We start from the raw sequence: 24,845 nt of genomic DNA, 5'->3' as shown, positions 1-24,845 counted from the left end.
TAAGTTATCAAAAAGGACGCTAAGTAGCGTCCTTTTTTGTTATTCGCTTAACTGATTACTTAACGGGTCAGCTCACCACGCAGGTTATCTTGCATTAAATGGCGAATTGTTTCAATTTCTAGGTTTTGACTAAACAAGTAATGCAGCTTAGTTAAGCATGCTTCTAAGGTCATATCGTAACCGCTGATCACGCCTATGTTTAACAGCGCATTACCCGTGGCATAACCGCCCATGTTCACTTGGCCTTTTAAACATTGGGTTAAATTAGTAATAATAACACCCCGTTTACTTGCTTCATCCAGAATCGCTAAAAACTCAGGGTCTTGTGGCGCATTGCCTACACCAAAGCTTAGCAGTACAAGGGCTTTAATATTGCCATTAACTAAGCTTTTTACTACTTCTTTGCTGATCCCTGGGTATAAATACAGCACGCCAATAGCTTGCGGTGTAATAGGGGTAACTTGGAGTTCATTTTCTACATACGGGCTTAATTGCCCTTTGATCAGCTGAATATTAATACCTGAAAGTGCAAGCGGCTCTAAGTTAGGTGAGGCGAATGCATCAAACCCATCTGCATGGGCTTTAGTGGCACGATTACCTCTGAACAACTGATTATTAAAAAATAAGCTGACTTCTGCAATGGGGTAGTTAGCCGCTAAATACATGGCATTAAGTAGGTTAACTTGGCCATCTGAGCGTAATTGAGACAGCGGAATTTGTGAGCCGGTCACAATAATAGGTTTAGTTAAGTTTTCAAACATAAACGACAGAGCTGATGCAGTATAGGCCATAGTATCAGTACCATGCAGTACCACAAAGCCATCGTAATCTTGGTATTTACTTTTTATGTCATCGGCGATGAGTTGCCAATGAGCCGGTGACATATCGGAAGAATCTATAAGCGGGCAGTATTCATGAATATCAAATAATGGCATTTCTTCACGATTAAACTCTGCGTTATTAACCACGGTTTCGGTTAAAAACCCTTCAGCAGGAATATAGCCGCGAATTGATTTTTTCATTCCTATGGTACCGCCAGTGTAAGCGATATAAATGCGTTTACGTTTCATAAAAAAAGCCCAGTAAAAAAACTGGGCTTAGTATAACGCTAACTGCTAATCAATACAGCCTGTTAAGGCACTATTGTGCAATAGTACACTCTAAACAGCGGGCATAAACACCTTGTGGATCGTTATAATCTTTTAGGTTTTCTACTTCACTGCTTAATTGTTTAATAACACTTTGCAGATTAGCTTGGCTGGCTAATACTGCTGTTTTTTGTGTTTCAAGCCCAAGTACTGATTTAACAGCGGCATTGCCGAAAATATCTTGAAGCATTTTTTCTTGTGGGCTAAGCGATTGCTTAATTGTTTTAACGTCATAGTAGTTAAGCTTTGCAAGCTCAGCAGCTGCTTTAATCGCATCTTGTTTATTACCAAGTTTATCAACTAAACCAAGCTCTTGTGCTTGAGAGGCAATCCATACCCGGCCTTGGGCAATTTTATCAACTTGCTCTGGGGTCATATTACGTGCCTCAGCAACCACATTTAAAAAGCGTCCATACGCTTCTTCAACACTCATTTGAATAACTTTAGCCATTTTCTCGTTAAGTGGGCGAGTGATTGAAAAACCTGCCAATTCGGTGGTCGCTACGCCATCTGAATACACACCTATTTTAGCGAGGGTATCTTCAAATGTCATAAAGGTACCAAATACGCCAATTGAACCGGTAATTGTACTCGGTGCTGCCCAAATTTCATTGGCCGCCGATGCAATCCAATAACCGCCTGATGCAGCTACTGAGCTCATTGATGCAATAACGGGTTTACCAGCAGCTTTAAGTGCAAGTACTTCAGCACGAATTACTTCTGAGGCAAACATGCTGCCACCGCCTGAATCTATTCGTAAAACCACCGCTTTAACCTTGTCATCAAGTCGGGCTTTGCGAAGGAGGGCTGCAGTTGAATCACCACCAATTTCACCAGCACGGCGTTCACCATCAACAATAGTGCCTTTAGCAACCACAACAGCGACTTTTTCAGTCATAGGGTTATCAAACTCAATAGGCGGTTTTACTAAACTTAAGTATTCACCAAAAGAGACTTGTTTGAATGTTTTTCCATCTTCATTTTCTCCAACCAATTCAATTAATTGTTGGCGAATTTGCTGATTGGTTTTTAATGAATCAACCCATTGGTTATCCAGTGCATATTTACCGGCATCACCATTAGCGGCTTGCATTTTAGCTAAATAAACATCCATTGTTTCATCAAAGTTTGACTCATCAAAAGGACGTACAGCACTAACGTCTTGCTTATATTCATTCCATAAAGCACCAAGCCATACGCGGTTTGCTTCTTTAGCTGCCTCTGACATATCGTTTCTGATAAACGGTTCAACGGCCGATTTAAAGGTACCTACACGGAATATATGCTGAGTGACTTCTAATTTTTCTAATGCGTCTTTGAAGTAAAGCGGGTACATACCGTAGCCTTCAATAAGCACACTACCATAAGGATGCATCGCAATTTCGTCTGCATGCGCGGCAATGTAATATTGTGCTTGGGTGTAGTAATACCCTGAGGCAATCACTTTTTTACCAGTTGCTTTAAATGTTTCAAGTGCCTGCGTAATTTGTTTGAGCTTATTTAAATGTGCTTTTGGCATTTCTTGTAAATCAAGCAAAATAGCGCTTATACGCGAGTCTTGTGCTGCTTCATTTATTACTTCAACTACATCGTCGAGCAATATTTCACTGGGTGAGTCAGCACTGGCCGTTGCATCATTGATAGCGGCTTCAACAGGGTCTATATAGGTTTTTTCTTCGACAATAGGGCCATTAAGGTTAAGTCTAAGAACAGAGCCCTCTTCGACAATAATTTTATCACCGTCACTTGATACCGATACGATAAAAATGACGACCAAAAATAAAAACAATACGTTGAGTATTAAACGACGTGAGAAGTTGATCCCCGTCCATATACCTTTAAATACCTTTGCTATCAAAATAGCTCCTTAAATTGGTACAGCTAAAACGTTATTGCCATCTTAGCGTAGAATATAAATAAATTTAACTGCTAAATCGTAACGAAACATTTATAAATTCAATTACACTTGAGATTAAACACGTGTTTATTTAATAAATAATTACTGAAATTATGGCTGTAGTCACTACTTTTATCACACGCTATTGGTCAAGATAAACGCAGTCAACAGGTTTTAAGTTAAAAAATTATTAAGTTTAATCTGCTCATATATTGCTTATTGTTGGTCATTAAAGCAGAATTGACTAAATGCACACAGGTTAGACCAGTTATTGGGGCACAGGATGTTAGAACAAAAATTAGAACTAAAGCACACACAATTACGTAACCGTTTAGTAATGGGATCAATGCATACCGGCCTCGAAGAGGGATGGCATAATCGTAAACGCCTACGTGCTTTTTATGAAGCACGTGCTAAAGGTGGCACAGCAATGCTCATTACGGGGGGATATAGCCCTAATCTTCGCGGCAAGTTAACGCCTATTTCATCATCATTTAATAGTTATTATGATGTTTTTAAACACCGCGCTTATACACAAGCTGTTCATCAACATGGTGGTAAAATTTGTCTGCAGTTATTGCATGCTGGGCGCTATGCTTATCATCCATTCAATCAAGCCCCAAGTGCTATAAAAGCACCGATCAACCCTTATAAACCTAAGGCTATGTCTTTAAGTTCAATTAAAAAAACCATTAAAGATTTTGCTCACTCTGCATATTTAGCAGAAAAAGCAGGTTACGATGGCGTTGAGGTGATGGGCTCTGAAGGTTACTTAATTAATGAATTTATGGCACCGCATACAAACAAACGAGACGATGAGTTTGGTGGCAGTCTTGAAAACAGAATGCGTTTAGCTGTTGAGATTGTAAAAGCAGTAAGAGCTAAAGTTTCAGATAAATTTCTAATTATTTTTAGACTGTCTGTTATCGATTTAATTCCGAATGGCTCAACTCCTGAGGAAGTAACACAACAAGCTATTGCACTTGAAAAAGCAGGTGTTGATATTTTTAATACTGGCATTGGTTGGCATGAAGCTCGAGTACCGACAATTGCAAGCATGGTACCCCCAGGCGCATTTAAAGAAGCGTCAAAGCGTTTGAAAGATGTTATTAGCGTGCCTGTTATTGCCGTAAACCGAATTAATACACCAGAGATTGCTAATGATATTTTAACGGCGGGTGAAGCTGATTTAATCTCTATGGCGCGCCCTTTACTTGCCGATCCTGAGTTTTTTAATAAATACCAAGCCAAGCGCTCTGACCATATTAATATTTGTATTGGATGTAATCAGGGCTGTTTAGACCACGTATTTAAAGGTAAACGTGCTACGTGCTTAGTTAACCCACAAGCGGGTTTTGAACTTGATTACCCTCTAGAAAAAGCCGCAACAGCTAAAAATGTATTAGTGGTTGGAGCGGGTCCTGCGGGGCTTTCTTCAAGTTGTTACTTAGCGCAAAAAGGTCACAATGTAACGCTTATTGACCAAAAGCAGCATATGGGTGGGCAGTTTAATTTAGCCATGCAAATACCAGGTAAAGAAGACTTTAATCATACATTGGCTTACTTTACCAATGAACTTAAGCGTTTAAACGTCACCATTGAATTAGGCAAAGCATTTGATGATAGTATGCTGAGCCAGTTTGACGATGTGGTTTTTGCCACGGGTGTAAGGCCACGTCAAGCCTCTATAGAATGTAGTGATGACAAACGTGTTTTTGCCTACGATGAAGTCATTCGCGGTGAGGTTGAACTTGGTAACTCGATTGCGATTTTAGGCGCAGGCGGTATCGGTTTTGATATGGTGGCATTTTTAAGTGAACATAAATCACAAAGTATCAGCGACTTTAAAACCCAGTGGGGAATAGAGTGCGATGCTCAGCCTCATAAAGATGAGCGTCAACTTTATATGCTTAAACGCAGTGAAGGGCGCTTTGGTGGTGATTTAGGTAAAACAACCGGTTGGATACATCGTCAAGTTGCTAAACAACATGGCGTTAAGCAAATTGCCAATTGCCAGTACCATCGTTTTGATAAAAACGGCCTAACTATCAGTGTTGCTGGCGAAACACAAGTATTGCCAGTTGATACTGTGATTGCTTGTATTGGCCAAGTGTCTAATGACGAACTATTTAAGACGCAAGCAGAGAATGCCAAGGTTCATGTTATTGGTGGCGCTAAACTGGCAGCGGCTATTGATGCCAAGCGCGCTATATTTGAAGCTTTACAAGTTGCACGCAGTATCTAATATGCAATTTAAGTAAGTACACGGGTCTGATTATTTTTTAAAGATAGTTAACTTATAATCAGACCCTTATATTGTTGATTTTTACTTTCCCCCATTTCTTGTATAGCTAATAAATACGCTATTGCGACTTTTAATGGTGCCTCGGCTACAACGCTTAACTGGCAAAATTAAATTTATAAAGCCCATCATTAGTTCGACCTAATTATTTACACGCAAAAGGCGAGCGCCACTTTGTAATGGCACAAATACACGGCTATTTGGGTTGCGATATTATTTGTGTGCTTTTTTAACCTAGGTACTTTCTTGATAAGCAAATAATAACAGCGGGGTGCCCATTATATTTTAACCTAAGGGTTTCAATGGTATGCTATTGTTTTGTCTTTTGAGTAATTATAATGGATGCTATTGAGCTTTTATTAACCCGCCAGTCAGATGCAAAACTGACAGAGCCAGGCCCTAATGAAGAACAACTAAACATTATTCAGCAGGCTGGGCTCAGAGTTCCCGATCATGGCTGTATTGCGCCTTGGCAATATATTATTGTTCAAGGGGATGCACGTCATAAGTTGGGTGAAATTTATTATCAAAGCGCTTTGGCCGAGCAGCAAGCTGAAAAAGTAATTAATCGTGCTAAAGAGTTACCCCTTAGAGCACCCATGATCATTATTGCCATTGCAAAATATCAACAACATCCAAAAGTACCAAGAATAGAACAAGTTCAAAGTGCAGGCTGTGGCGTGCTGGCTATGCAACAAGCCGCATTTGCACAAGGGCTTGGCGGTATTTGGCGCACAGGTTACTTTGCACAAAGCCCCAGTGTTAAACAAGCGCTTAACTTAAATAATGATGATGAAATAGTGGGTTATTTGTATTTAGGGACGCCAGCAGTTGAGTGTAAAAAGTCACCGCGCCATAAACCAGAAAACTATTTTAGTTTTTTGTAGCAATAGGATGAACTTTTTATATTCAATATAGTCATAATTCATTAAGTTAATCGTGTTACACTACCGCGGTTAATATTGTAGCTGCGAGAAGCGCACGGAAGCACCATACGCAATAAATCTTCTTCAGTTTGTTTTTTAATCGGTTGTTTTTTGGTAATGTATGGAAAGTCTTACCAATAATAACGATAAAGAAGACGAAAATGATGGGAAATTTATTTTTACGTGAAAAAGAAAACTGGTTTGCTTGGTCAATCTGGGGTGTTGTTGGCGCGCTTGCGACATTTTATGTTGCAATGAATACACAAACAGCTCACTTTATTGCTGCAACTGCGATGGGTGTCCTAGTACTGCTTACATGGTGGATGCAACAGTCTCGACGATTTGATTTTGGCAGAGCCTTTAAAATATGCTGCTATGTTCTATTATTCACCGTACTACCTTCGTTTGTGTTAGTTGTGATCCCAAGTGATGATTTAAACCGCTTCGATTTAATATTTCAAAGTATTGCATTTTTAACTGCCAGCTTATTGGTGTGTTTAGTATGTTCTTGGATTGCCCGCAGACCTAAACAATATTACTAGGGTTTATGACTATCCTGATTAATATTTAACTATTTAACCGGTTTTAGTAAAATAGGGCTTTACAAGCTAAGCGTATGATCTTATTATGCGCGCCGTACGGAGAGATGGCAGAGTGGTCGAATGCACCGGTCTTGAAAACCGGCAGGGGTTTATAGCCCCTCTAGGGTTCAAATCCCTATCTCTCCACCATTATTTAAAAAACCGCCTTATTGGCGGTTTTTTGCTATCTGGAGCTTTATTATGTCACAGTCCCCGGAGTTATCCTTTTCTAAACGTTTACTCAAGCACATCCTGCTATGGACTGTGTTTGGTTATTGTTACCAAAGTGCCATATCGTTATTACAAAAAATGGCCATTGATGCATACCCAGATAATGCGCTGATGATGACTTTCTTATATGGCATCGGGTTTAATCTTTTATCCGGGCATTTAATCACAAAATACGATCATTTTTGGCCAGTGTGGGGCGCGTTTTACATTGGCATTATCGGTTTGGTGGCTGTGCCTCTTTTGTTGATCGGCGTGGTCGGATTGTTGCCGATGAGCTTACTTGTTGGAATTTTGCTCAGTTTACCTGTGTGTACCTTTGCTATTGGTTTAATTAAAGAAAAACTCAATAAAAACTAGCCCCAAACGGCTTTTATTTTGTGATAGCATATACGGGTCTTTTAACTAACAAAACGTGAATAACACATTATGTCAGATAATTTTACTACAGATGCTGAAAAAGCAAGTTACGGTATTGGCTTACAAATGGGTGAGCAACTTAAGGCTAACCCTTTTGAAGGTTTAAACTTAAATTCAGTATTTGAAGGCATGAAAGATGCGTATGCAGGCAGTGCTTTTCAAGTAGAGATCCCTGAGATCCAAGCTGCATTTGAGAAAATCAACGAAGAGATCCAAGCTCGTCGTGAAGAAGAAGCTAAAGTATTGGCTGCTGAAGGTATTGCATTTTTAGAAGAAAACGCAAAACGTCCTGAAATTACAGTTACTGAGTCAGGTCTTCAGTACGAAGTACTTGCTACAGGTGAAGGTGAAAAGCCAACTGCAGAGTCTACAGTACGTGTTGATTACCACGGTACTTTAGTAAACGGTACTGTTTTTGATAGCTCATACGAGCGCGGTCAACCTGCTGAATTCCCAGTAGGTGGCGTGATCAAAGGTTGGACTGAAGCATTACAAATGATGCCAGTAGGTACTAAATGGCGTTTATACGTTCCTCATGAGCTTGCTTATGGTGAACGTGGTGCCGGTGCTGCAATCGCACCTTACTCAACTCTAGTATTTGACGTTGAGTTACACGCGATTCTTTAATTAGAATTTAGTTGTAAAAAAACCGCATTCATTATTACGAATGCGGTTTTTTATTGTCTGATTAAAAATGAGCGCGTTTTAAAAGTAGCCTCTAACGCCAAATTGGAAGTTACGTCCAGGAAGAGGTGCCGTATCTTTAATAAATGAACTATGTACAAAGCCAAGTTCATCAGTAATGTTATCAACACTTAGGTAAAGCTGAGTGTCAACGGCACCTAAATCAAGCTGATAATTAGCTTGTAAATCAATTAATGTATAGCCATCCGTTGCCGTTTCGTAAGCACTAATATCATTTTGCTCAAAGTAATGGGTTCCTGTTAAGGTAAATTGCGCATTACCTAGGGTATATTGTAGTTCTGAGCCCAATTTATTGGCAGGGATACGTGGTAAATTACCTTCATTATCTTTTAGTTTGGCGCGAGTAGAGTCACCAAATACTTTTACCATGGCGCTGGGGTTTATTTGATAATGTGCATCAAATTCAAAACCATAAAGCTGCGCATCTTTACTGGTAAATTGATAAACATCAATTGCATCGCTGTGTCCATTGGCAGCAGACTCAAAGCCATCCATCTCATCAAACACTAATCCGGTGTTTTGTTGATAATAAAAGTTTTTAATATCGTTATAGAAAAAGTTGACGGTGTAGCCAAAGTCACCGCTAAAACGACGTAAACTAATATCAAGATTGGTAGAGGTCTCTTGTTTAATTTCTTCAGGTTCAAAATGCGCTTCTGCCCCTTCAATATGATAGCCCAAGCCAAGCTCATAAGTACCTGTGGCAACATGCAAACCATTAGAGAGTAATTCAGCTGAAAGTGGCGCACGCTCTGAATGTGATAAGCTAACGGCTAGGTTGTGACTTGGCATATACTCCCAAATCGCACCGGCTGAGGCACTTACATTAGTAAAGCTTTGGGTGTAGTTAATAGTCTCATCTGCCGATACAGGTTGTTCATCATGGCTGTGCTGATGTGTATCTACATCACTTTTGATATCATAATCTTCTAGGCGGGCGCCAAGCTCTACGGTGACATCGCCAAATGTGCGTTCTTCAAGTAAATATAACGCATGAGTGGTAGTGACACTTGCAGGCGTAAACGCTTCTTCGCCAATTGCATCGTAATCAGATTCACTATAGTGATAGCCAATCATGCCATGCCATTGGCCTAACTGATGCTCTACATTTAAACGTGCTTCAGTGGTTTCGTTACTAAACGTGGTGCCAATCGCGCCATCTTCAATTTCACTGTGAGTGTAGTCGGTGTAGCCAAGACGAAGATTAATCGATTCAATCCAGTTATCATGAAATGCATAACTTACCAGTCCTTGCCAACGATCTTGCTCTAAATGAGCATAAACGGGAGTTTCTGCGTGTTCTTCATCTGCGTGCGCTTCATGATCGCCTTCTTCTTCATGGGCATGACCGTGATCATGTGAATGCCCTGGAATGCCATAGTCTGTTTCAATATTGCCGTATGAAAAGCCAACGGTTAAATGCTCACCGACATAGCTGGTACCAAAGTTCACTGTTTCACTGTCGATAAAAGTATTTTCAACTGAAGTGGCTGTTTCTTCATCGCCCTCAATGTGTACTTCACCTTCTTCATGTTCATCTGGTAGGTTAAAGCGAGGCGTTTGATAGTCATCACCACTGCGTTTGGTGCCATCAAAATGAAAATTAAAGTTATTGCTGCCTGTTTCTAATTTTGCCGCATAGGTGTTCGCATTTGAAACGGTATCGTGTGTGTATTGTGCCGCTCCCGAGAGTGCGTCAATATTATTGGTTGGAATACGGTTATCAACCACATTTACTACACCGCCAATAGCACCAGAGCCATATAGTAGGGTGCTTGGGCCTCGTAGTACTTCAATTTGTTCAGCGGCTAAGCTATCACTTGATGTCGCGTGATCTGGACCGATACGTGATGCATCACTGCTATCTAAACCGTTTTGAGTAATTTTAACACGAGGACCACCTAGGCCACGAATAATCGGACTTGAAGAGACAGGGCCGAAGTAGCTAGCGTTTACTCCTGGTATTCCTTTAAGTGTTTCACCTAGGGTCGGTTTCGCTTTATTTTTTAGTTCATCCCCTGATAGTACGCTTACAGGTGAAATCATTTCTAAGCTATTTTTATGCAGTGCCGAGGCATACACAACAACAGTTTCAACCGAAGACGGCTTTAATGTAACAGTAATTGTATCGTCTACATTCTCAAGCGATATACGTGAATCGATGTAGTTATCTTTACTAATATGTAATTGGCTTTTAGCATCTATGTCGATGCTAAACTGACCTTGTTCATTGCTTTTCACGCTTTGTGACTTTCCATGAACATGGATAGTTGCATTAGCAATAGGTTGTTTTTTTGAATCTGTTACTGTGCCGTTAATCGTTGCTGCTAGGGCAGAGTGAGAACACAAAACAGACAGTAGCGCTGAGGATATGAGTGTTAACTTTGTCATAATTACTTCGAATCGTGGTTGTTATGTTGTGATATAATATAACACTACAAAATGGCATCATCAACAATGTTATACTATAACTTTTAATTTTGCGTTGAATGGCAAAATAATCGCGTTAAATTTACATTACCAGCTCATTATTACCGATCAGTGCATTTGTTATATTTATTCGCTTAAGAGCGGCTGTCTATCATTAGTATGTCTAATTTTTTTTGTGCTTTGAAAGGATTTTGTTTATCGATTGGTTCAAGCATTTCACAGTCATCGTTTATCATTTCTGAAATTAAACTTGGGTAGTGTCGGCAATCTTGAGGACGGTCATGGTAAATACTGCATGTATATTTATCTTTTTCTTGTGGATATTTTTTACTGCTAAGTACTAAAAATGGGCATTGCGTTAATTGCTCGCCTGTTTTGGGATCAAACCATAGCTGATCGTTTTTAACATATTGAAATATTTCTGGGTTGAATAACGCCCACATTTCAATTTCATCCTGATTTGTATCTAAATCTGCCGCACCATATTTAGTGCAGCATTTACCGCATTGATTGCAATTTTGCATAGGGTAGGTATTTACTATTGCGACTTAAATTAAGCGTTAAGTGTAGCACTGTAATATCCAGGTTTTTAAATTAAACCTCTGTTTTTATCGCTTATAATACTTTTGTAACAACGCAGCGCTCAATAATAATGTACTATTAGGGAATATATTTCGAATACGATGCCTTTAATAAATCAAAAAAGGCGCGTTAATAAGGTAGCAATTAATTATGAATACTAAAGTATACAAAGCGGTTCACGATTTGGCGGAAAAGCTGATGGCAGCGGCTAATAAAAATGATACTAAACAGTTTGAATCTTTATATGCTGAGCTAAAAGCTATTTGTATTGAAAACGAAAATACAGCGAAAGATCACCCTGTTCAGTGGGAAACATTGGCTGATTTCACCGAAGAGCTAGAGGAAGCTATCGAGACTTACGAAAAAGCGTTACAGAAGTCGATAGAAATTAATAACAAAGATCATATGTCGTCTGTTGCCTTTTCTATGGCTACTTTACAGCTTGAGCTGGGTGATAAAGAAGCGGCAATTAAAAATCTGCAAGATGCTAAAATCAGTGCGAATAAAATTGAAGACAAAGAATTAAAATCAGAGATCCATGAGTTATTAGAATCATTGGTTGAAGAAGAAGGCTAGGCAACTTTATAGCCATTATTAATAATCAGCGTCAGTAATAATACCATTGGCGCTTTTTTATTGATAAAAGCAAATTCTGCGTCATTAAATATTTATGCTTAAGTTAAGTCACTAAGCAAATTTTTTGGAGAAAACATGCTAGCGCAAATAGAACAATGGATTGATAAAACGAATAGCGAGTATGTTGATCAAAGAATATGCTGTGATACATTTGTTAGCGAATTTGCTGGCTTTTACCCGCATGATTTTTTGAAAACTGCATTTTATGTGGTTGTTGAACACATTCCCAAGCCTGACTTTACTGGTTTACGTGAAATTGGTTTAAGCGATTTTATTGACATGGATGTAGCAGGGATCACCTATAAAAACACTTATTACATATTATCTCATGTTGCGCGTAATTTAATAGTGCATTTTCATGAGCTGGCTCATGTCGTTCAATGGCGCGAGCTCGGTGCTCACGCTTTTATTATGCGCTACATCAATGAAATCCAAACCTGTGGTTATGATGATGCTCCGCTTGAAAAAATGGCCTATGCACTTGATGCGCACTTTACCAGCAATGGAAATAAATTTAATATTCCTGACTATATTACTCAACAGCTTTAGTTAATAAATATTATAAAAGGAATTTATATGTCGCGCTTTATGCTCTATGTACTAGTTTTATCTGCCTTTAATGTGCAGGCGAGCTCTTTTGATGACGATATCGTCAATGCATTGATCCACAGAACAACGCAACAAGTAACTTACGATGGCGCCTATCATAGGCTTGAATACCCTGGTGGCGATGTGCCCGATAATATTGGTGTGTGTACTGATGTTATAATTAGGTCGTATCGACAGCTTGGTATTGATTTACAAAAGTTAGTACATGAAGACATGCAGGCCAATTTTCGCGCATATCCTTCTAAGCGTATTTGGGGATTAACCAAGCCAGATAAAAACATTGATCATCGACGTGTACCTAACTTACAGGTTTACTTTGAGCGCCATGCTCAAGTGTTAACTAAATCGCTTAATGCAGCAGATTATAAAACCGGTGACATAGTCACTTGGATGCTGCCAGGCAATTTACCGCACATAGGTATGGTCGTTAATCAAATAGCGCAGGACAGTGGTCACCCGCTTATTGTGCACAATATTGGTCGCGGACCTGAAATGAGCGATATGCTTTTTGCTTATACAATTACGGGTCATTACCGATTTGTACCTGCTGCTTATTCAGAGTAAATAACACGGCTATAATCGCGATTACTTGAGTAATAATTGCAGAAACAGGTAAGTGAATAAAGCGAGCTGTTAGGCATTATACTGTGTGGTTTGCTAGTTACTTTAAATTAATACTGATATCACCATTGGGCTTGCAGCAACACAATAGTATTTCACCATCACGCACAAAGGCTAACGGTTCTTCATTGTAATTGACTTCACCAGAGACAAGCGTAGCACGACACGCACCACAATATCCCTCACGGCACTGGTAAGCAACATCAATTTTATTCGATTCTAAGCAGTGTAAAAGAGAAGGGCAGCCAGCGGTAAAATCTAAACACTGGCTGTTATCTGCAAGCGTGACACTTGCAGTGGTTCTATCAGTCATTATAAATCAAAGTCACCAAATTCAGCTGCATCAACCTGTGAATCAATTTGACCTACAAGGTATGAGCTAATTTCCGCTTCTTGTGGAGCAACTTGCACGTTATCAGAAACAAGCCATGAGTTGATCCATGGAATAGGGTTACTGTTATTATCAAACTGTGCTGGTAAACCAATAGCAGTCATGCGTGCATTGGTAATGTATTCAACATACTGACATAAAATATGCTTATTTAAGCCAATCATTGAACCATCTTTAAACAGGTACTCGGCCCATTCTTTTTCTTGCTCTGCAGCGTCAACAAACATTTTGATTGCTTCTTCACGGCACTGTGCAGCAACAATTGCCATTTCAGGGTCGTCTTTGCCATCTTGCATAATATTTAAAATATGCTGAGTGCCTGAAAGGTGAAGCGCTTCATCACGGGCAATAAGCTTAATAATTTTAGCATTGCCTTCCATTAGCTCACGCTCGGCAAACGCAAATGAACACGCAAAGCTGACATAAAAGCGAATAGCTTCAAGAATGTTCACTGACATCATCGCCAGATACAATTTCTTTTTCAGCTCAAATAAATTAACCACCACGGTTTCACCATTAATGTCATGTTTGCCTTCACCGTACAGGTTGTAAAGCGACACCGAGTTAATTAAATCGTCGTAATAAGTGGTTACGGCATCGGCACGTTCACTAATTTTGTCATTGCTAACAATGTCGTCAAAGATGAGTTCAGGCGCTTGGGTTACGTTACGAATAATATGTGTGTATGAGCGACTGTGAATGGTTTCACTAAACGCCCATGTTTCAATCCATGTTTCAAGCTCAGGAATTGACACAATTGGCAATAGTGCAACGTTAGGCGAACGGCCTTGAACACTATCAAGCAAAGTTTGGTATTTTAAGTTACTTAAAAAGATATGCTTTTCGTGATCAGGAAGTGCTTGAAAGTCTAAACGATCTTTACTTACGTCAACTTCTTCAGGACGCCAAAAGAAAGACAATTGTTTTTCAATCAGCTTTTCAAAAATAGGGTATTTTTGTTGATCGTAACGTGACACGTTAACGGTTTGACCAAAAAACATTGGCTCTTGCATTTGGTTATTATGATTTCTGCTAAAAGTAGTATAAGACATGTTTATCACTCAAAAAACTATCACTAAAACTATCAGGACAAAGCGGGCAAGGCGCCCGCTTTAAGTTTAACTATTAAATTTTACACGCGCCGCCTGCACAATCGTCATCTTCCACTTCTGGAGCGTCTTCTTGTGCATCTGATGCGCCATCACGGGTGTTATGGTAGTACAGCGTTTTAACACCTAGCTTGTAGGCACCAAGTAAGTCTTTTAATAAGACTTTCATAGGTACTCTACCGCCTTCGTATTTATTTGGATCATAATTAGTATTTGCTGAAATCGTTTGGTCGATAAATTTCTGCATTATGCCTACTAATTGTAAGTAACCATCGTTTGATGGGATATCCCACAGTAACTCATAGCTATCTTTAAGGCGTTCGTATTCAGGGACAACTTGTTTTAAAATACCGTCTTTACTTGCTTTAACACTAATATGGCCACGCGGTGGCTCAATGCCATTGGTTGCATTAGATATTTGCGATGATGTTTCTGATGGCATTAATGCGCTCAGTGTTGAGTTACGCATACCGTGCTCTTTAATACTGGCACGTAACGCGTCCCAATCAAGATGAAGTGGTTCATCACAAATTTTATCTAAATCACGTTTGTACGTATCGGTTGGCATAATACCTTGTGAGTACGTTGTTTCGTTAAATTTAGGACAGGCACCACGTTCTTTTGCCAGCTCATTAGATGCTTTCATTAGGTAGTACTGAATCGCTTCAAATGTTCTGTGCGTAAGCGCATTTGCGCTGCCATCTGAATAACGCTTACCGTTTTTAGCTAGGTAGTATGCGTAGTTAATAACGCCTATGCCTAGCGTACGACGTCCCATGGTTGCATTTTTAGCTGCAGGTACTGGGTAGTCTTGGAAATCAAGTAGGTTATCAAGTGCGCGTACCGCAAGCTCTGCTAACTCTTCTAGTTCATCTAAAGACTCAATGGCACCTAAGTTAAACGCAGATAATGTACAAAGTGCAATTTCACCTTCTTCATCATTCACGTTGCTAAGAGGCTTAGTCGGTAACGCAATTTCTAAACATAAGTTAGATTGACGAATAGGCGCCACTTTTGAGATAAACGGACTGTGTGTATTACAGTGGTCTACGTTCTGTAAATAAATACGACCCGTGCTAGCACGTTCTTGAGCAAACATAGAGAACAGCTCAATTGCTTTAATTCGTTTTTTACGAATTGACTCGTCTTGCTCATATTTTACATATAGCGCGTCAAACTCGTCTTGGTCTTCAAAAAATGCATCGTAAAGGCCAGGCACATCAGATGGGCTGAATAACGTGATGTAATCATCTTTAATTAAACGTGAGTACATGAGTTTATTAAACTGTACGCCGTAATCTAAGTGACGTACGCGGTTATCATCAACACCACGGTTGTTTTTAAGTACTAATAAGTTTTCAACTTCTAAATGCCAAAGCGGGTAGAAAAGGGTTGCTGCGCCACCACGTACACCGCCTTGCGAACAGCTTTTAACCGCTGTTTGAAAGTGCTTATAAAACGGAATACAGCCAGTGTGATACGCTTCACCGTTACGAATAGGGCTACCTAATGCACGAATACGACCTGCATTAATACCAATGCCAGCACGTTGAGAAACGTATTTAACAATTGCTGATGATGTAGCATTAATTGAGTCTAGGCTATCGCCACACTCAATAAGTACACATGAGCTAAACTGGCGTGTTGGTGTACGTACGCCCGACATAATTGGCGTAGGTAAAGAAATTTTAAATAATGAAACCGCATCATAAAAACGTTTGATGTAATCAATACGTGTATCACGAGGGTAATCAGAGAATAAGCTTGCAGCCACTAAGATATATAAAAACTGCGCGCTTTCGTAAATTTCACCCGTTACACGGTTTTGAACTAGGTATTTACCTTCAAGTTGCTTTACCGCTGCGTAGCTAAAGTTAAGATCGCGAGAATGATCTAAGTACGCATCTAGCTCATCTAATTCTTGCTCTGTGTAATCAACAAGTAAATGTGCATCGTAGCGTTTTTGTTCAACCATGTTAGTAACATGGTCAAAAAGACGCGGTGGCTCAAACTGGCCATAGGCTTTTTTACGTAAATGGAATACAGCTAAACGAGCAGCAAGGTACTGATAATCAGGTGATTCTTTTGAGATCTGATCCGCAGCGGCTTTAATAATCGTTTCGTGGATGTCTTTAGTACGAATACCGTCATAAAATTGAATATGCGATTTTAGTTCAACTTGTGAAACCGAAACGTTATTTAAACCTTCGGCGGCCCATTCAATAACGCGATGGATCTTATCAAGATCGAGTGGCTCTTTACGACCGTCACGTTTGCTTACAGATAACTGTTGGTTCATAGCTTTGCCTGTATTCCTTGGGAATTAAATATTTTTGACCAATGCGTGCACCTAAAAAAGCGCAGTGCCTATTCGTTTATTGTTATTTTCACCGGTTTGGTGAATTTAATTGAATAACATTTAGCCACAATATCTGGTGTTGTTCAAATTAGAGATCACAAGATAGTGTGGTCTGGGATCTTTTGCAAGGGACAGAAACCGCTCTCATTGTGGATAACGTTGGGATAACGCAATTGTGTTAGTAGGCATTAACCTTTGATCATTCGGTTAAGTTGAAATTTGTAAAAATCAACTAAGGAAAGATTAAATTTACGCTTTTTTAAAATAAATTTTGTCTGCTTTTTTTATCATCAAGCTTTGCGTAAAAACTAACACAATCACAATATGTAGTGTTTATTAATTAACATGGCACTATATGTGGTTAAATGCATCTATAGGACTGTGCCAATTAAAATCCGCATTCCAAGCCAATGCCTCGTCAACACTCGGTACATATCCCCATAGTGCGGTTGCGGTGTGCATATTGGCTGCTTTACCTGCTTGAATGTCACGCTGCGCATCACCTATATATAAGCAACGTGAAGGATCTACACTCATTTGCTCAGCGCAATACAGTAAAGGAAGGGGTGAGGGCTTAGATTCAGCTAAGGTATCACCGCTTATCACAATACGTGCATTTTTTAATGCAGGAATCGCCTTGACTAAAGGATCAGTTAAAAATCCGGGCTTATTGGTCATAATTCCCCAAGGGATTGCTTTGTTATCAAGTGCGATTAATAATTGCTCTATTCCTACAAAACATCGAGTATGGGTGGCAATATTGGCAGCATATTGCGTGACTAGCTCATGTAAAAGTTGCTCTTGCGGCTGTTGTGCCCAGCTTTCTTTAAAACCAGCAGCCAATAAAGCGGCAGCACCGTTTGAAGCCGCGGGGCGATATATATCACTGCCCACTTGGGGTTGTTGATGATTTTGCAGCACGGTGTTGAGTGCGGCGCCTAAATCATCAGCGGTATCGAGTAAAGTGCCATCTAAGTCAAACAGCAATGCTTGATATTCCATTGGGGCAATGGGGGGTTGAGAGCTTGCCATTACACTAACTTCTCAAAATGCAGCATATAATTTACGCTTACATCATCATTCATTGTGTATTGCTTAGAAAGCGGGTTGTAACTTAAACCAGCACTGGCACGTACTTTTAAGCCAGCTTGCTCTGCCCATGCAATTAATTGTGCAGGTTTAATAAACTTTTTATGGTCATGGGTACCTTCGGGGACCATTTTTAACAGTTTTTCTGCCCCGACAATAGCGTATAAGTAAGCTTTTGGGGTTTTATTAAGAGTAGAGAAAAAAACATCAGCGCCTGGTTTTGCCAATTTAGCCACCGCATGAATAATAGAAGCAGGGTCGGGGACGTGCTCTAACATTTCCATACAAGTGATCACATCAAAGCGCTCAGGGTGCTCATCTGCAAACTGCTCTGCAGGTACTTTTATATACTCAACGGGGACACTTGTTTCTAAGCTGTGTAACTTGGCGACAGTTAAAGGCTCTTGGCCCATATCGATGCCAGTTACTTTAGCGCCCATTCGCGCCATGCTGTGACTTAAAATGCCACCACCACATCCTACATCTAGGGTTTCTTTATCAAATAATCCTTTGGTTTTGTCTGCGATGAAATCTAATCGTAATGGATTAATTTCGTGAAGCGGCTTAAATTCGCCTTCTAAATCCCACCAACGTTCTGCGATGGCTTCAAACTTTGCTATTTCTGCGTTATCTACATTTTGATGTTCGGTCATAAAATACTTCCTCGTCAATCTGAGGCCATTATATAGGCCTAAATTGATAAATCGCAAAGTTTTGCGCCTGTAAATTAAAATTAATTGTGATAGCATGGTTACTTAGAAATAATAACAAACACTCTTAATACCTAATACTGGGTTGTTAAGAGCTGATACTGAAGGAATGTGATATCAAATGACTGATCTCGCCAATGAAATTCTGCCAGTCAATATTGAAGACGAGTTAAAAAACTCCTACTTAGATTACGCTATGAGTGTAATTGTAGGACGTGCATTACCAGACGTACGTGACGGTTTAAAACCTGTTCACCGTCGCGTTTTGTTTGCAATGAACGAGCTTAGTAATGACTGGAACAAGCCTTACAAAAAATCGGCCCGTGTGGTCGGTGACGTAATCGGTAAATACCACCCACACGGCGATAGTGCAGTTTATGACACCATCGTACGTATGGCTCAGCCATTCTCACTGCGTTACATGCTAGTAGATGGTCAGGGTAACTTTGGTTCGGTTGATGGTGATTCAGCAGCGGCAATGCGTTATACAGAAGTACGTATGGCAAAAATGTCGCACGAATTATTAGCCGATCTTGAAAAAGAAACGGTTGATTTTGTGCCTAACTACGATGGTACAGAGCAAATTCCTGATGTGTTACCCACTAAAATACCTAACCTGTTAGTTAATGGTTCATCGGGTATTGCGGTTGGTATGGCAACAAATATTCCGCCACATAACTTAACAGAAGTCGTGAATGGCTGTTTAGCGCTTATTCAAAACCCTGAATTGACCATTACTGAGTTAATGGATTACATTCCTGGGCCTGATTTCCCAACTGCGGCGATTATTAACGGTAAAAAAGGCATTGAACAAGCTTATCAAACCGGTCGTGGTAAAGTGTACATGCGTGCGCGTGCTGACATCGAAACCGATGAAAAGACGGGTCGCGAAACCATTATTGTTCATGAAATCCCTTACCAAGTTAACAAAGCACGTTTGATTGAAAAAATCGCCGAGCTAGTTAAAGATAAAAAAATTGAAGGGATCAGCGCATTACGTGATGAATCAGATAAAGACGGTATGCGTATCGTTATCGAGATCAAACGTGGTGACGTAGGTGAAGTTATTTTAAACAACCTTTATTCACAAACTCAGTTGCAAACTGTGTTTGGTATGAATATGGTTGCGTTAATTAATAACCAACCTAAGTGTTTCAACTTAAAAGAAATGCTTGAAGAGTTTATTATTCACCGCCGTGAAGTTGTTACCCGTCGTACGGTATTTGATTTACGCAAAGCCCGCGACCGTGCGCATACGCTAGAAGGTTTAGCGATTGCACTGGCTAACATTGACCCAATTATCGAACTTATTCGTAAGTCGCCAACACCTGCTGAAGCAAAAGTTGCATTAACAGCGCGTCCATGGGAATTAGGTAATGTTAAAGCCATGCTTGATAAAGCAGGCGAAGACAACGTGGCACGCCCAGATTGGTTAGCAAGCGAGCTTGGTATTCGAGATGGTCAGTACTATATTTCTGAGCAACAAGCTCAAGCAATATTAGACTTACGTTTACATAAACTTACTGGTCTTGAACACGAAAAAATTCTTACCGAATATCAATCATTACTTGAGTTGATTGCTGAGTTATTATTCATTTTGGCAAATCCAGAGCGTTTAATGGAAGTTATTCGTGATGAGCTCGTTGAAATTAAAGAGCAATATGGTGATGAGCGCCGCACTGAAATAAATGCTGCAGCACACGATATAAGCCTTGAAGATTTAATCAACGAAGAAAACGTAGTTGTTACGCTTTCACATGAAGGGTACGTTAAGTATCAAGCATTAACTGATTACGAAGCGCAGCGTCGTGGTGGTAAAGGTAAATCAGCAACTAAGATGAAAGATGAAGATTTCATTGAACGTTTATTGGTTGCCAACACGCACGATACTATTCTTTGTTTCTCTACAGCGGGTCGTTTATATTGGCTTAAAGTATACCAGTTGCCACTTGCCAGTCGTGCAGCGCGCGGTAAGCCAATTGTTAACTTATTACCACTTGAAGCAGATGAACGTATTACTGCAATCCTGCCAGTACGCGATTATGAAGATGATAAGTACATCTTTATGGCGACAGCATTTGGTACTGTTAAGAAAACGCCATTAACGGCATACAGTCGTCAACGTGCAAGCGGAATTATTGCGGTTAACTTAAACGAAGGTGATAGTTTAATCGGTGTTGATATTACCGATGGCAGTAACGAAATTATGTTGTTCACTGATGCGGGTAAAGTTGTTCGCTTCAAAGAGGCTGAAGAAACAGCTGTTGTTGATGAAAATGGTAACCCTGTTCTTGATGAAGAAGGCAAACCTGAAATCCGTTTCAAAGGCGTACGTCCTATGGGCCGTACTGCAACGGGTGTTCGTGGTATTAAGATGCCAGACGATCAGCGTGTTGTATCACTTATTGTACCAAAGAATGATGGTGCAATATTAACAGTGACAGAAAATGGCTACGGCAAGCGTACTCAACTTGAAGATTACCCATCTAAGAGTCGTGCAACACAAGGTGTTGTATCAATCAAAGTGAGTGAGCGTAACGGTGCTGTTGTTGGTGCTGTACAGGTTGATGACAACGACGAAATAATGATTATTTCGAATCGTGGTACCTTAGTACGTACTCGCGTTAATGAAGTTTCTACGGTTGGACGTAACACCCAAGGTGTTATTTTGATCAGAACTATTGACGAAGAGCAAGTAGTTGGTTTACAACGTATAGAAGAGATTGAAGTGACTGAAAGTGACTTGGTTGATATCGAAGACGTTGAAACAGTAGATACAGTTATTGATGAAGTGGCGGATGACAATCCTCCTTCAGAATAATTAGATTGAAAAAAGCGGCCTTGGCCGCTTTTTTTATGTAGTTGAAAAAAATTAAATTAGTTTAATTCAAGTTAAATTACTGGAATGAGGAAAAGGTAATGAGTATATATAATTTTTGTGCAGGCCCTGCAATGTTACCACCGGCAGTTATGCAAAAAGCGCAAAAAGAGTTTTTAAACTGGCAAGGTCTTGGTGTATCGGTGATGGAAATAAGTCATCGTAGTCATGAATTTTTAGCATTAACCGCTAAATGTGAAGCCAGCCTGCGTCGTTTAATGAATATCAGTGACGAGTTTGAAGTGCTATTTATGCACGGTGGTGGTCGAGGTCAATTCAGTGCCGTACCTTTAAACCTTCATGTTAACGGTAAAAAAGCAGTTTATTGTGAAAATGGCGTTTGGTCAAAAAGTGCAACCAGCGAAGCCGATAAGTTTACAAATACACACGCTGTTGATGTGCGCAATGATGATAACGGCCTGTTTTCTATTAAGCAGGTAGCCGATTGGGTTTTACCTGCTGATGCGGCTTACATTCACTATTGCCCGAATGAAACCGTAGACGGCCTTGAAATATTTGATGTACCCAGTCACCCAACGGCGCCGATTGTGGCCGATATGTCGTCGACTATTTTATCGCGCGAAATTGACGTTAATAAATTTGATTTAATCTACGCGGGTGCACAAAAAAATATCGGTCCATCGGGCATTGCTATTGTGATTGTTCGCAAAACGCTACTTGAGCGTGAAGGGCTCGCCAAGCCGGGTATTTTAGATTACGCCCTTGAAGCAAAACAAGGCAGCATGTTTAACACCCCACCGACTTTTGCTTGGTATTTAGCGGCTGAAGTATTTGCATGGCTTGAGCAAACCGGGGGTGTAAAAGCCATGGAAGCTCATAATATTGCCAAAGCGCAGCTGCTTTATGATTTTATTGATGGTTCAGATTTTTATACCAATAAAGTAGCGAAGCATTGCCGTTCACGTATGAATGTGCCTTTTTGGCTGGTTGATGAAAGCTTAAATGATAAGTTTGTTAAAGAGTCAAAAGAAGCGGGCTTGTTAGCGCTTGAAGGTCATCGTATTGTTGGCGGGATGCGCGCCAGTATTTATAACGCGATGCCATTGGAAGGTGTACAAGCCTTAGTTGACTTTATGGCTAACTTCGCCAAGGAGAATAGTTAATGGAGCAACTTTTCTTAGCCCCTATTTCACAAGTGAATGGCAGTGTGACATTACCGGGCTCAAAGAGTTTATCAAACCGAATTTTATTATTAGCAGCATTATCTAACGGCACCACGGTTGTTGAAAATTTACTCGACAGCGACGATATTCGCCATATGCTGGGTGCGTTAAAGCACTTGGGCGTTAATGTAACGCTTAATACTGAACGCACCGTAGCAACCGTAGAGGGCGTGAGTGGCGTGTTTAATACGCCAACTGAGCCGTTGTTTTTAGGTAATGCAGGTACAGCGTATCGGCCATTAACGGCAGTACTGAGTGCGATTGCTGGTGAGTATGAGTTAATTGGTGAGCCGCGCATGGAAGAGCGCCCTATAGGGCATTTAGTTGATGCTTTACAAGCGCTCGGGGGTGATGTTAGTTATTTAAAAAATAAAGATTACCCACCACTTAAAATTATCGGTGGGCAAATAGCCGGCGGTGAAGTCGAAATTGACGGCAGTATTTCAAGTCAATTTTTAACGGCGCTGCTCATGGCTGCGCCGTTATTTAAAGGCGATACACACATTAAAATTAAAGGCACCTTAGTCTCTAAGCCTTATATTGATATTACGCTGGATGTGATGGCGCGCTTTGGTGTAACTGTTGAGCATGATAATTACACCACGTTCTTCGTTAAAGGTGCTCAGCAATACCAAGCGGTTGAGCGCATAATGGTTGAAGGTGATGCTTCATCGGCTTCTTATTTTATTGCTGCTGCAGCAATTGCCGGTGGCGAAATAGAAATTAAAGGCGTTGGCGCTAAATCAGTTCAAGGTGATATTGGCTTTGCTAAAGTGATGGAGCAAGTGGGTGCCAAAATTGATTGGTATGACGAGCGTTTAGTTGTTCGTAAAGGCGAGCTTAACGGTATCGATATAGATGCTAATGCGATACCTGATGCTGCAATGACCTTGGCGACTGTTGCCTTGTTTGCTAAAGGGCCAACCGCTATTCGTAATATTTATAACTGGCGGGTAAAAGAAACTGACCGTTTACATGCAATGGCCACCGAGCTTAGAAAAGTAGGGGCTGAAGTGGTTGAAGGGCACGACTTTATTGAGATCACACCGCCAAAGCAATTTAATAATGTGGCTGTAGATACCTACGACGATCACCGTATTGCCATGTGCTTTGCAATGGTGGCAGTAGGGGGCAAGCCCATAACGATTAACGATCCGGCCTGTACTTATAAGACATTCCCAACATTTTTCAAAGTGTTAGCATCTGTTAGTAAATAGGCTATTTATAAGTATTTATAAAAAGTTACATACTAAAAGCGGATAATCTTTATTAATTGGCGTATAATGTGGCGGTTTATTTTGGTGTGCATTGAAGGAGGTTTTAAATGCCGGCGTTATTAATGCCCGTAATCACCGTAGATGGCCCAAGTGGTTCTGGTAAAGGAACTGTTTGTCGCCTATTGGCTGAAAAATTAGGCTGGGATGTGTTAGATAGCGGAGCAATTTATCGCGTACTATCACTTGCAGCACTTCATCACCAAATTGCGTTAGATAACGAAGAAGCACTCGTCCCATTAGCTGCAAATCTTGATGTGCAGTTTTTGATAGACAGTGACACTAATGCAGGAAAGATTATTTTAGAAGGCGAAGATGTTACAACCACTATTCGAAATGAAGAAGTGGGTGCTGCAGCGTCGAAAGTTGCCGCATTGCCGCGTGTTCGAGAAGCGTTGCTTCGCCGCCAGCGTGCGTTTAGAACAGAAAACGGTTTAATTGCCGATGGCCGCGATATGGGCACTGTGGTATTTCCAGATGCGCCATTAAAGATATTTCTAACCGCAAGTGCAGAAGAACGTGCTCGCAGACGTTTTGTTGAGTTGAATGAGCGCGGGCTTGATGTTACACTAAGTGGTCTATTACAGGACATTCAAGCACGTGATGATCGCGATATGAATCGCGCCGTTGCGCCGCTTGTACCTGCAGAGGATGCGATTGAGCTTGATACTAGCGAACTCAACGCACAGCAAGTCTTTGATAAAGTTATAACTTTATTAGATGCGAGCATCTCAGAAGGTAAGCTTCCTAAACGAAGCTAAATACA

At 40.4% G+C, this 24,845-nt stretch carries 21 protein-coding genes and 1 tRNA gene; 13 read left to right on the top strand and 9 right to left on the bottom strand.

From position 1 onward, the window contains the following. Positions 1-59: 59 nt before the first annotated feature. Entirely contained in the window at positions 60-1,070 is a 1,011-nt protein-coding gene (ansA, locus tag BM380_RS02390; RefSeq protein ID WP_024601031.1) for an asparaginase, read from the bottom strand. 70 nt (positions 1,071-1,140) lie between these two features. Continuing rightward, positions 1,141-3,006 carry a signal peptide peptidase SppA gene (gene sppA / locus BM380_RS02385; protein WP_090492676.1) on the bottom strand — a complete coding sequence of 622 codons (1,866 nt, stop codon included), beginning with the start codon at positions 3,004-3,006 and terminating at the stop codon, positions 1,141-1,143. Positions 3,007-3,328: 322 nt separating this feature from the next. Between sppA and BM380_RS02380 the strand changes: the two genes are divergently transcribed. The 6 genes from BM380_RS02380 (at position 3,329) to BM380_RS02355 (ending at position 8,129) form a co-directional block, all read left to right on the top strand. Then, positions 3,329-5,290, top strand: a complete 1,962-nt coding sequence (locus BM380_RS02380) for an oxidoreductase (protein WP_090492674.1) — start codon at positions 3,329-3,331, stop codon at positions 5,288-5,290. Positions 5,291-5,685: 395 nt separating this feature from the next. Continuing rightward, the gene (locus BM380_RS02375; protein ID WP_036982794.1) at positions 5,686-6,234 is read left to right on the top strand and encodes an NAD(P)H nitroreductase; all 549 of its coding nucleotides are present in this window, start codon (positions 5,686-5,688) and stop codon (positions 6,232-6,234) included. A 203-nt stretch (positions 6,235-6,437) separates the two neighbouring features. Then, the gene (locus BM380_RS02370) at positions 6,438-6,815 is read left to right on the top strand and encodes a hypothetical protein (RefSeq protein WP_174818629.1); all 378 of its coding nucleotides are present in this window, start codon (positions 6,438-6,440) and stop codon (positions 6,813-6,815) included. 98 nt (positions 6,816-6,913) lie between these two features. Continuing rightward, positions 6,914-7,004: transfer RNA gene (locus BM380_RS02365), tRNA-Ser, on the top strand. A gap of 114 nt (positions 7,005-7,118) precedes the next feature. After that, positions 7,119-7,442: a hypothetical protein gene (locus tag BM380_RS02360; RefSeq protein ID WP_013464868.1), complete on the top strand. Its 324-nt coding sequence runs from the start codon at positions 7,119-7,121 to the stop codon at positions 7,440-7,442. A gap of 69 nt (positions 7,443-7,511) precedes the next feature. Continuing rightward, complete coding sequence (locus BM380_RS02355; RefSeq protein ID WP_008112467.1) at positions 7,512-8,129, top strand: BamJ family beta-barrel-assembly machinery protein; 618 nt, start codon at positions 7,512-7,514, stop codon at positions 8,127-8,129. Between the two features lie 78 nt (positions 8,130-8,207). On the opposite strand, the gene BM380_RS02350 is transcribed toward BM380_RS02355, so the two are convergent. Continuing rightward, positions 8,208-10,598, bottom strand: a complete 2,391-nt coding sequence (locus tag BM380_RS02350; RefSeq protein ID WP_090492664.1) for a TonB-dependent receptor — start codon at positions 10,596-10,598, stop codon at positions 8,208-8,210. A gap of 173 nt (positions 10,599-10,771) precedes the next feature. Beyond that, positions 10,772-11,161 carry a YkgJ family cysteine cluster protein gene (locus BM380_RS02345; protein ID WP_008465669.1) on the bottom strand — a complete coding sequence of 130 codons (390 nt, stop codon included), beginning with the start codon at positions 11,159-11,161 and terminating at the stop codon, positions 10,772-10,774. 208 nt (positions 11,162-11,369) lie between these two features. On the opposite strand from BM380_RS02345, the gene BM380_RS02340 reads away from it, so the two are divergent. From BM380_RS02340 to BM380_RS02330, 3 genes are all read left to right on the top strand, one after another. After that, positions 11,370-11,795: a tetratricopeptide repeat protein gene (locus tag BM380_RS02340; RefSeq protein WP_008112472.1), complete on the top strand. Its 426-nt coding sequence runs from the start codon at positions 11,370-11,372 to the stop codon at positions 11,793-11,795. A gap of 135 nt (positions 11,796-11,930) precedes the next feature. Further along, positions 11,931-12,404 (top strand): hypothetical protein, encoded by a 474-nt coding sequence (locus BM380_RS02335; protein ID WP_090492663.1) that lies wholly within the window; start codon positions 11,931-11,933, stop codon positions 12,402-12,404. A gap of 27 nt (positions 12,405-12,431) precedes the next feature. Continuing rightward, a complete protein-coding gene (locus tag BM380_RS02330; protein ID WP_028835283.1) occupies positions 12,432-13,028 on the top strand; it encodes a DUF1287 domain-containing protein in 597 nt (198 codons plus the stop codon). Positions 13,029-13,125: 97 nt separating this feature from the next. On the opposite strand, the gene yfaE is transcribed toward BM380_RS02330, so the two are convergent. The 5 genes from yfaE to ubiG all read right to left on the bottom strand — a co-directional run bounded on the left by yfaE (position 13,126) and on the right by ubiG (position 18,686). Beyond that, entirely contained in the window at positions 13,126-13,398 is a 273-nt protein-coding gene (yfaE, locus tag BM380_RS02325) for a class I ribonucleotide reductase maintenance protein YfaE (RefSeq protein ID WP_008112475.1), read from the bottom strand. Further along, entirely contained in the window at positions 13,398-14,528 is a 1,131-nt protein-coding gene (nrdB, locus tag BM380_RS02320) for a class Ia ribonucleoside-diphosphate reductase subunit beta (protein ID WP_013464873.1), read from the bottom strand. Before nrdB ends, yfaE begins: the two co-directional genes overlap by 1 nt. Before the next feature lie 73 nt (positions 14,529-14,601). After that, positions 14,602-16,884 carry a class 1a ribonucleoside-diphosphate reductase subunit alpha gene (gene nrdA / locus BM380_RS02315; protein WP_013464874.1) on the bottom strand — a complete coding sequence of 761 codons (2,283 nt, stop codon included), beginning with the start codon at positions 16,882-16,884 and terminating at the stop codon, positions 14,602-14,604. Between the two features lie 411 nt (positions 16,885-17,295). After that, complete coding sequence (locus tag BM380_RS02310) at positions 17,296-17,976, bottom strand: HAD family hydrolase (RefSeq protein WP_090492662.1); 681 nt, start codon at positions 17,974-17,976, stop codon at positions 17,296-17,298. Then, positions 17,976-18,686 (bottom strand): bifunctional 2-polyprenyl-6-hydroxyphenol methylase/3-demethylubiquinol 3-O-methyltransferase UbiG, encoded by a 711-nt coding sequence (gene ubiG, locus BM380_RS02305; RefSeq protein WP_036982780.1) that lies wholly within the window; start codon positions 18,684-18,686, stop codon positions 17,976-17,978. Before ubiG ends, BM380_RS02310 begins: the two co-directional genes overlap by 1 nt. Before the next feature lie 178 nt (positions 18,687-18,864). On the opposite strand from ubiG, the gene gyrA reads away from it, so the two are divergent. The 4 genes from gyrA to cmk all read left to right on the top strand — a co-directional run bounded on the left by gyrA (position 18,865) and on the right by cmk (position 24,840). Then, positions 18,865-21,564 (top strand): DNA topoisomerase (ATP-hydrolyzing) subunit A, encoded by a 2,700-nt coding sequence (gyrA, locus tag BM380_RS02300; RefSeq protein WP_008465686.1) that lies wholly within the window; start codon positions 18,865-18,867, stop codon positions 21,562-21,564. Between the two features lie 98 nt (positions 21,565-21,662). Further along, positions 21,663-22,745 (top strand): 3-phosphoserine/phosphohydroxythreonine transaminase, encoded by a 1,083-nt coding sequence (gene serC, locus BM380_RS02295; RefSeq protein WP_036956455.1) that lies wholly within the window; start codon positions 21,663-21,665, stop codon positions 22,743-22,745. Beyond that, positions 22,745-24,022, top strand: a complete 1,278-nt coding sequence (aroA, locus tag BM380_RS02290; protein WP_090492661.1) for a 3-phosphoshikimate 1-carboxyvinyltransferase — start codon at positions 22,745-22,747, stop codon at positions 24,020-24,022. Before serC ends, aroA begins: the two co-directional genes overlap by 1 nt. A 107-nt stretch (positions 24,023-24,129) precedes the next feature. After that, entirely contained in the window at positions 24,130-24,840 is a 711-nt protein-coding gene (cmk, locus tag BM380_RS02285) for a (d)CMP kinase (protein ID WP_016899929.1), read from the top strand. Positions 24,841-24,845: the final 5 nt, after the last annotated feature.

It is taken from the genome of Pseudoalteromonas sp. DSM 26666 (assembly GCF_900116475.1).
Lineage (GTDB): Bacteria > Pseudomonadota > Gammaproteobacteria > Enterobacterales > Alteromonadaceae > Pseudoalteromonas > Pseudoalteromonas tetraodonis.
Note: the sequence above shows the minus strand (reverse complement) of the source record. Positions and strands in the feature narration are given on the sequence as shown.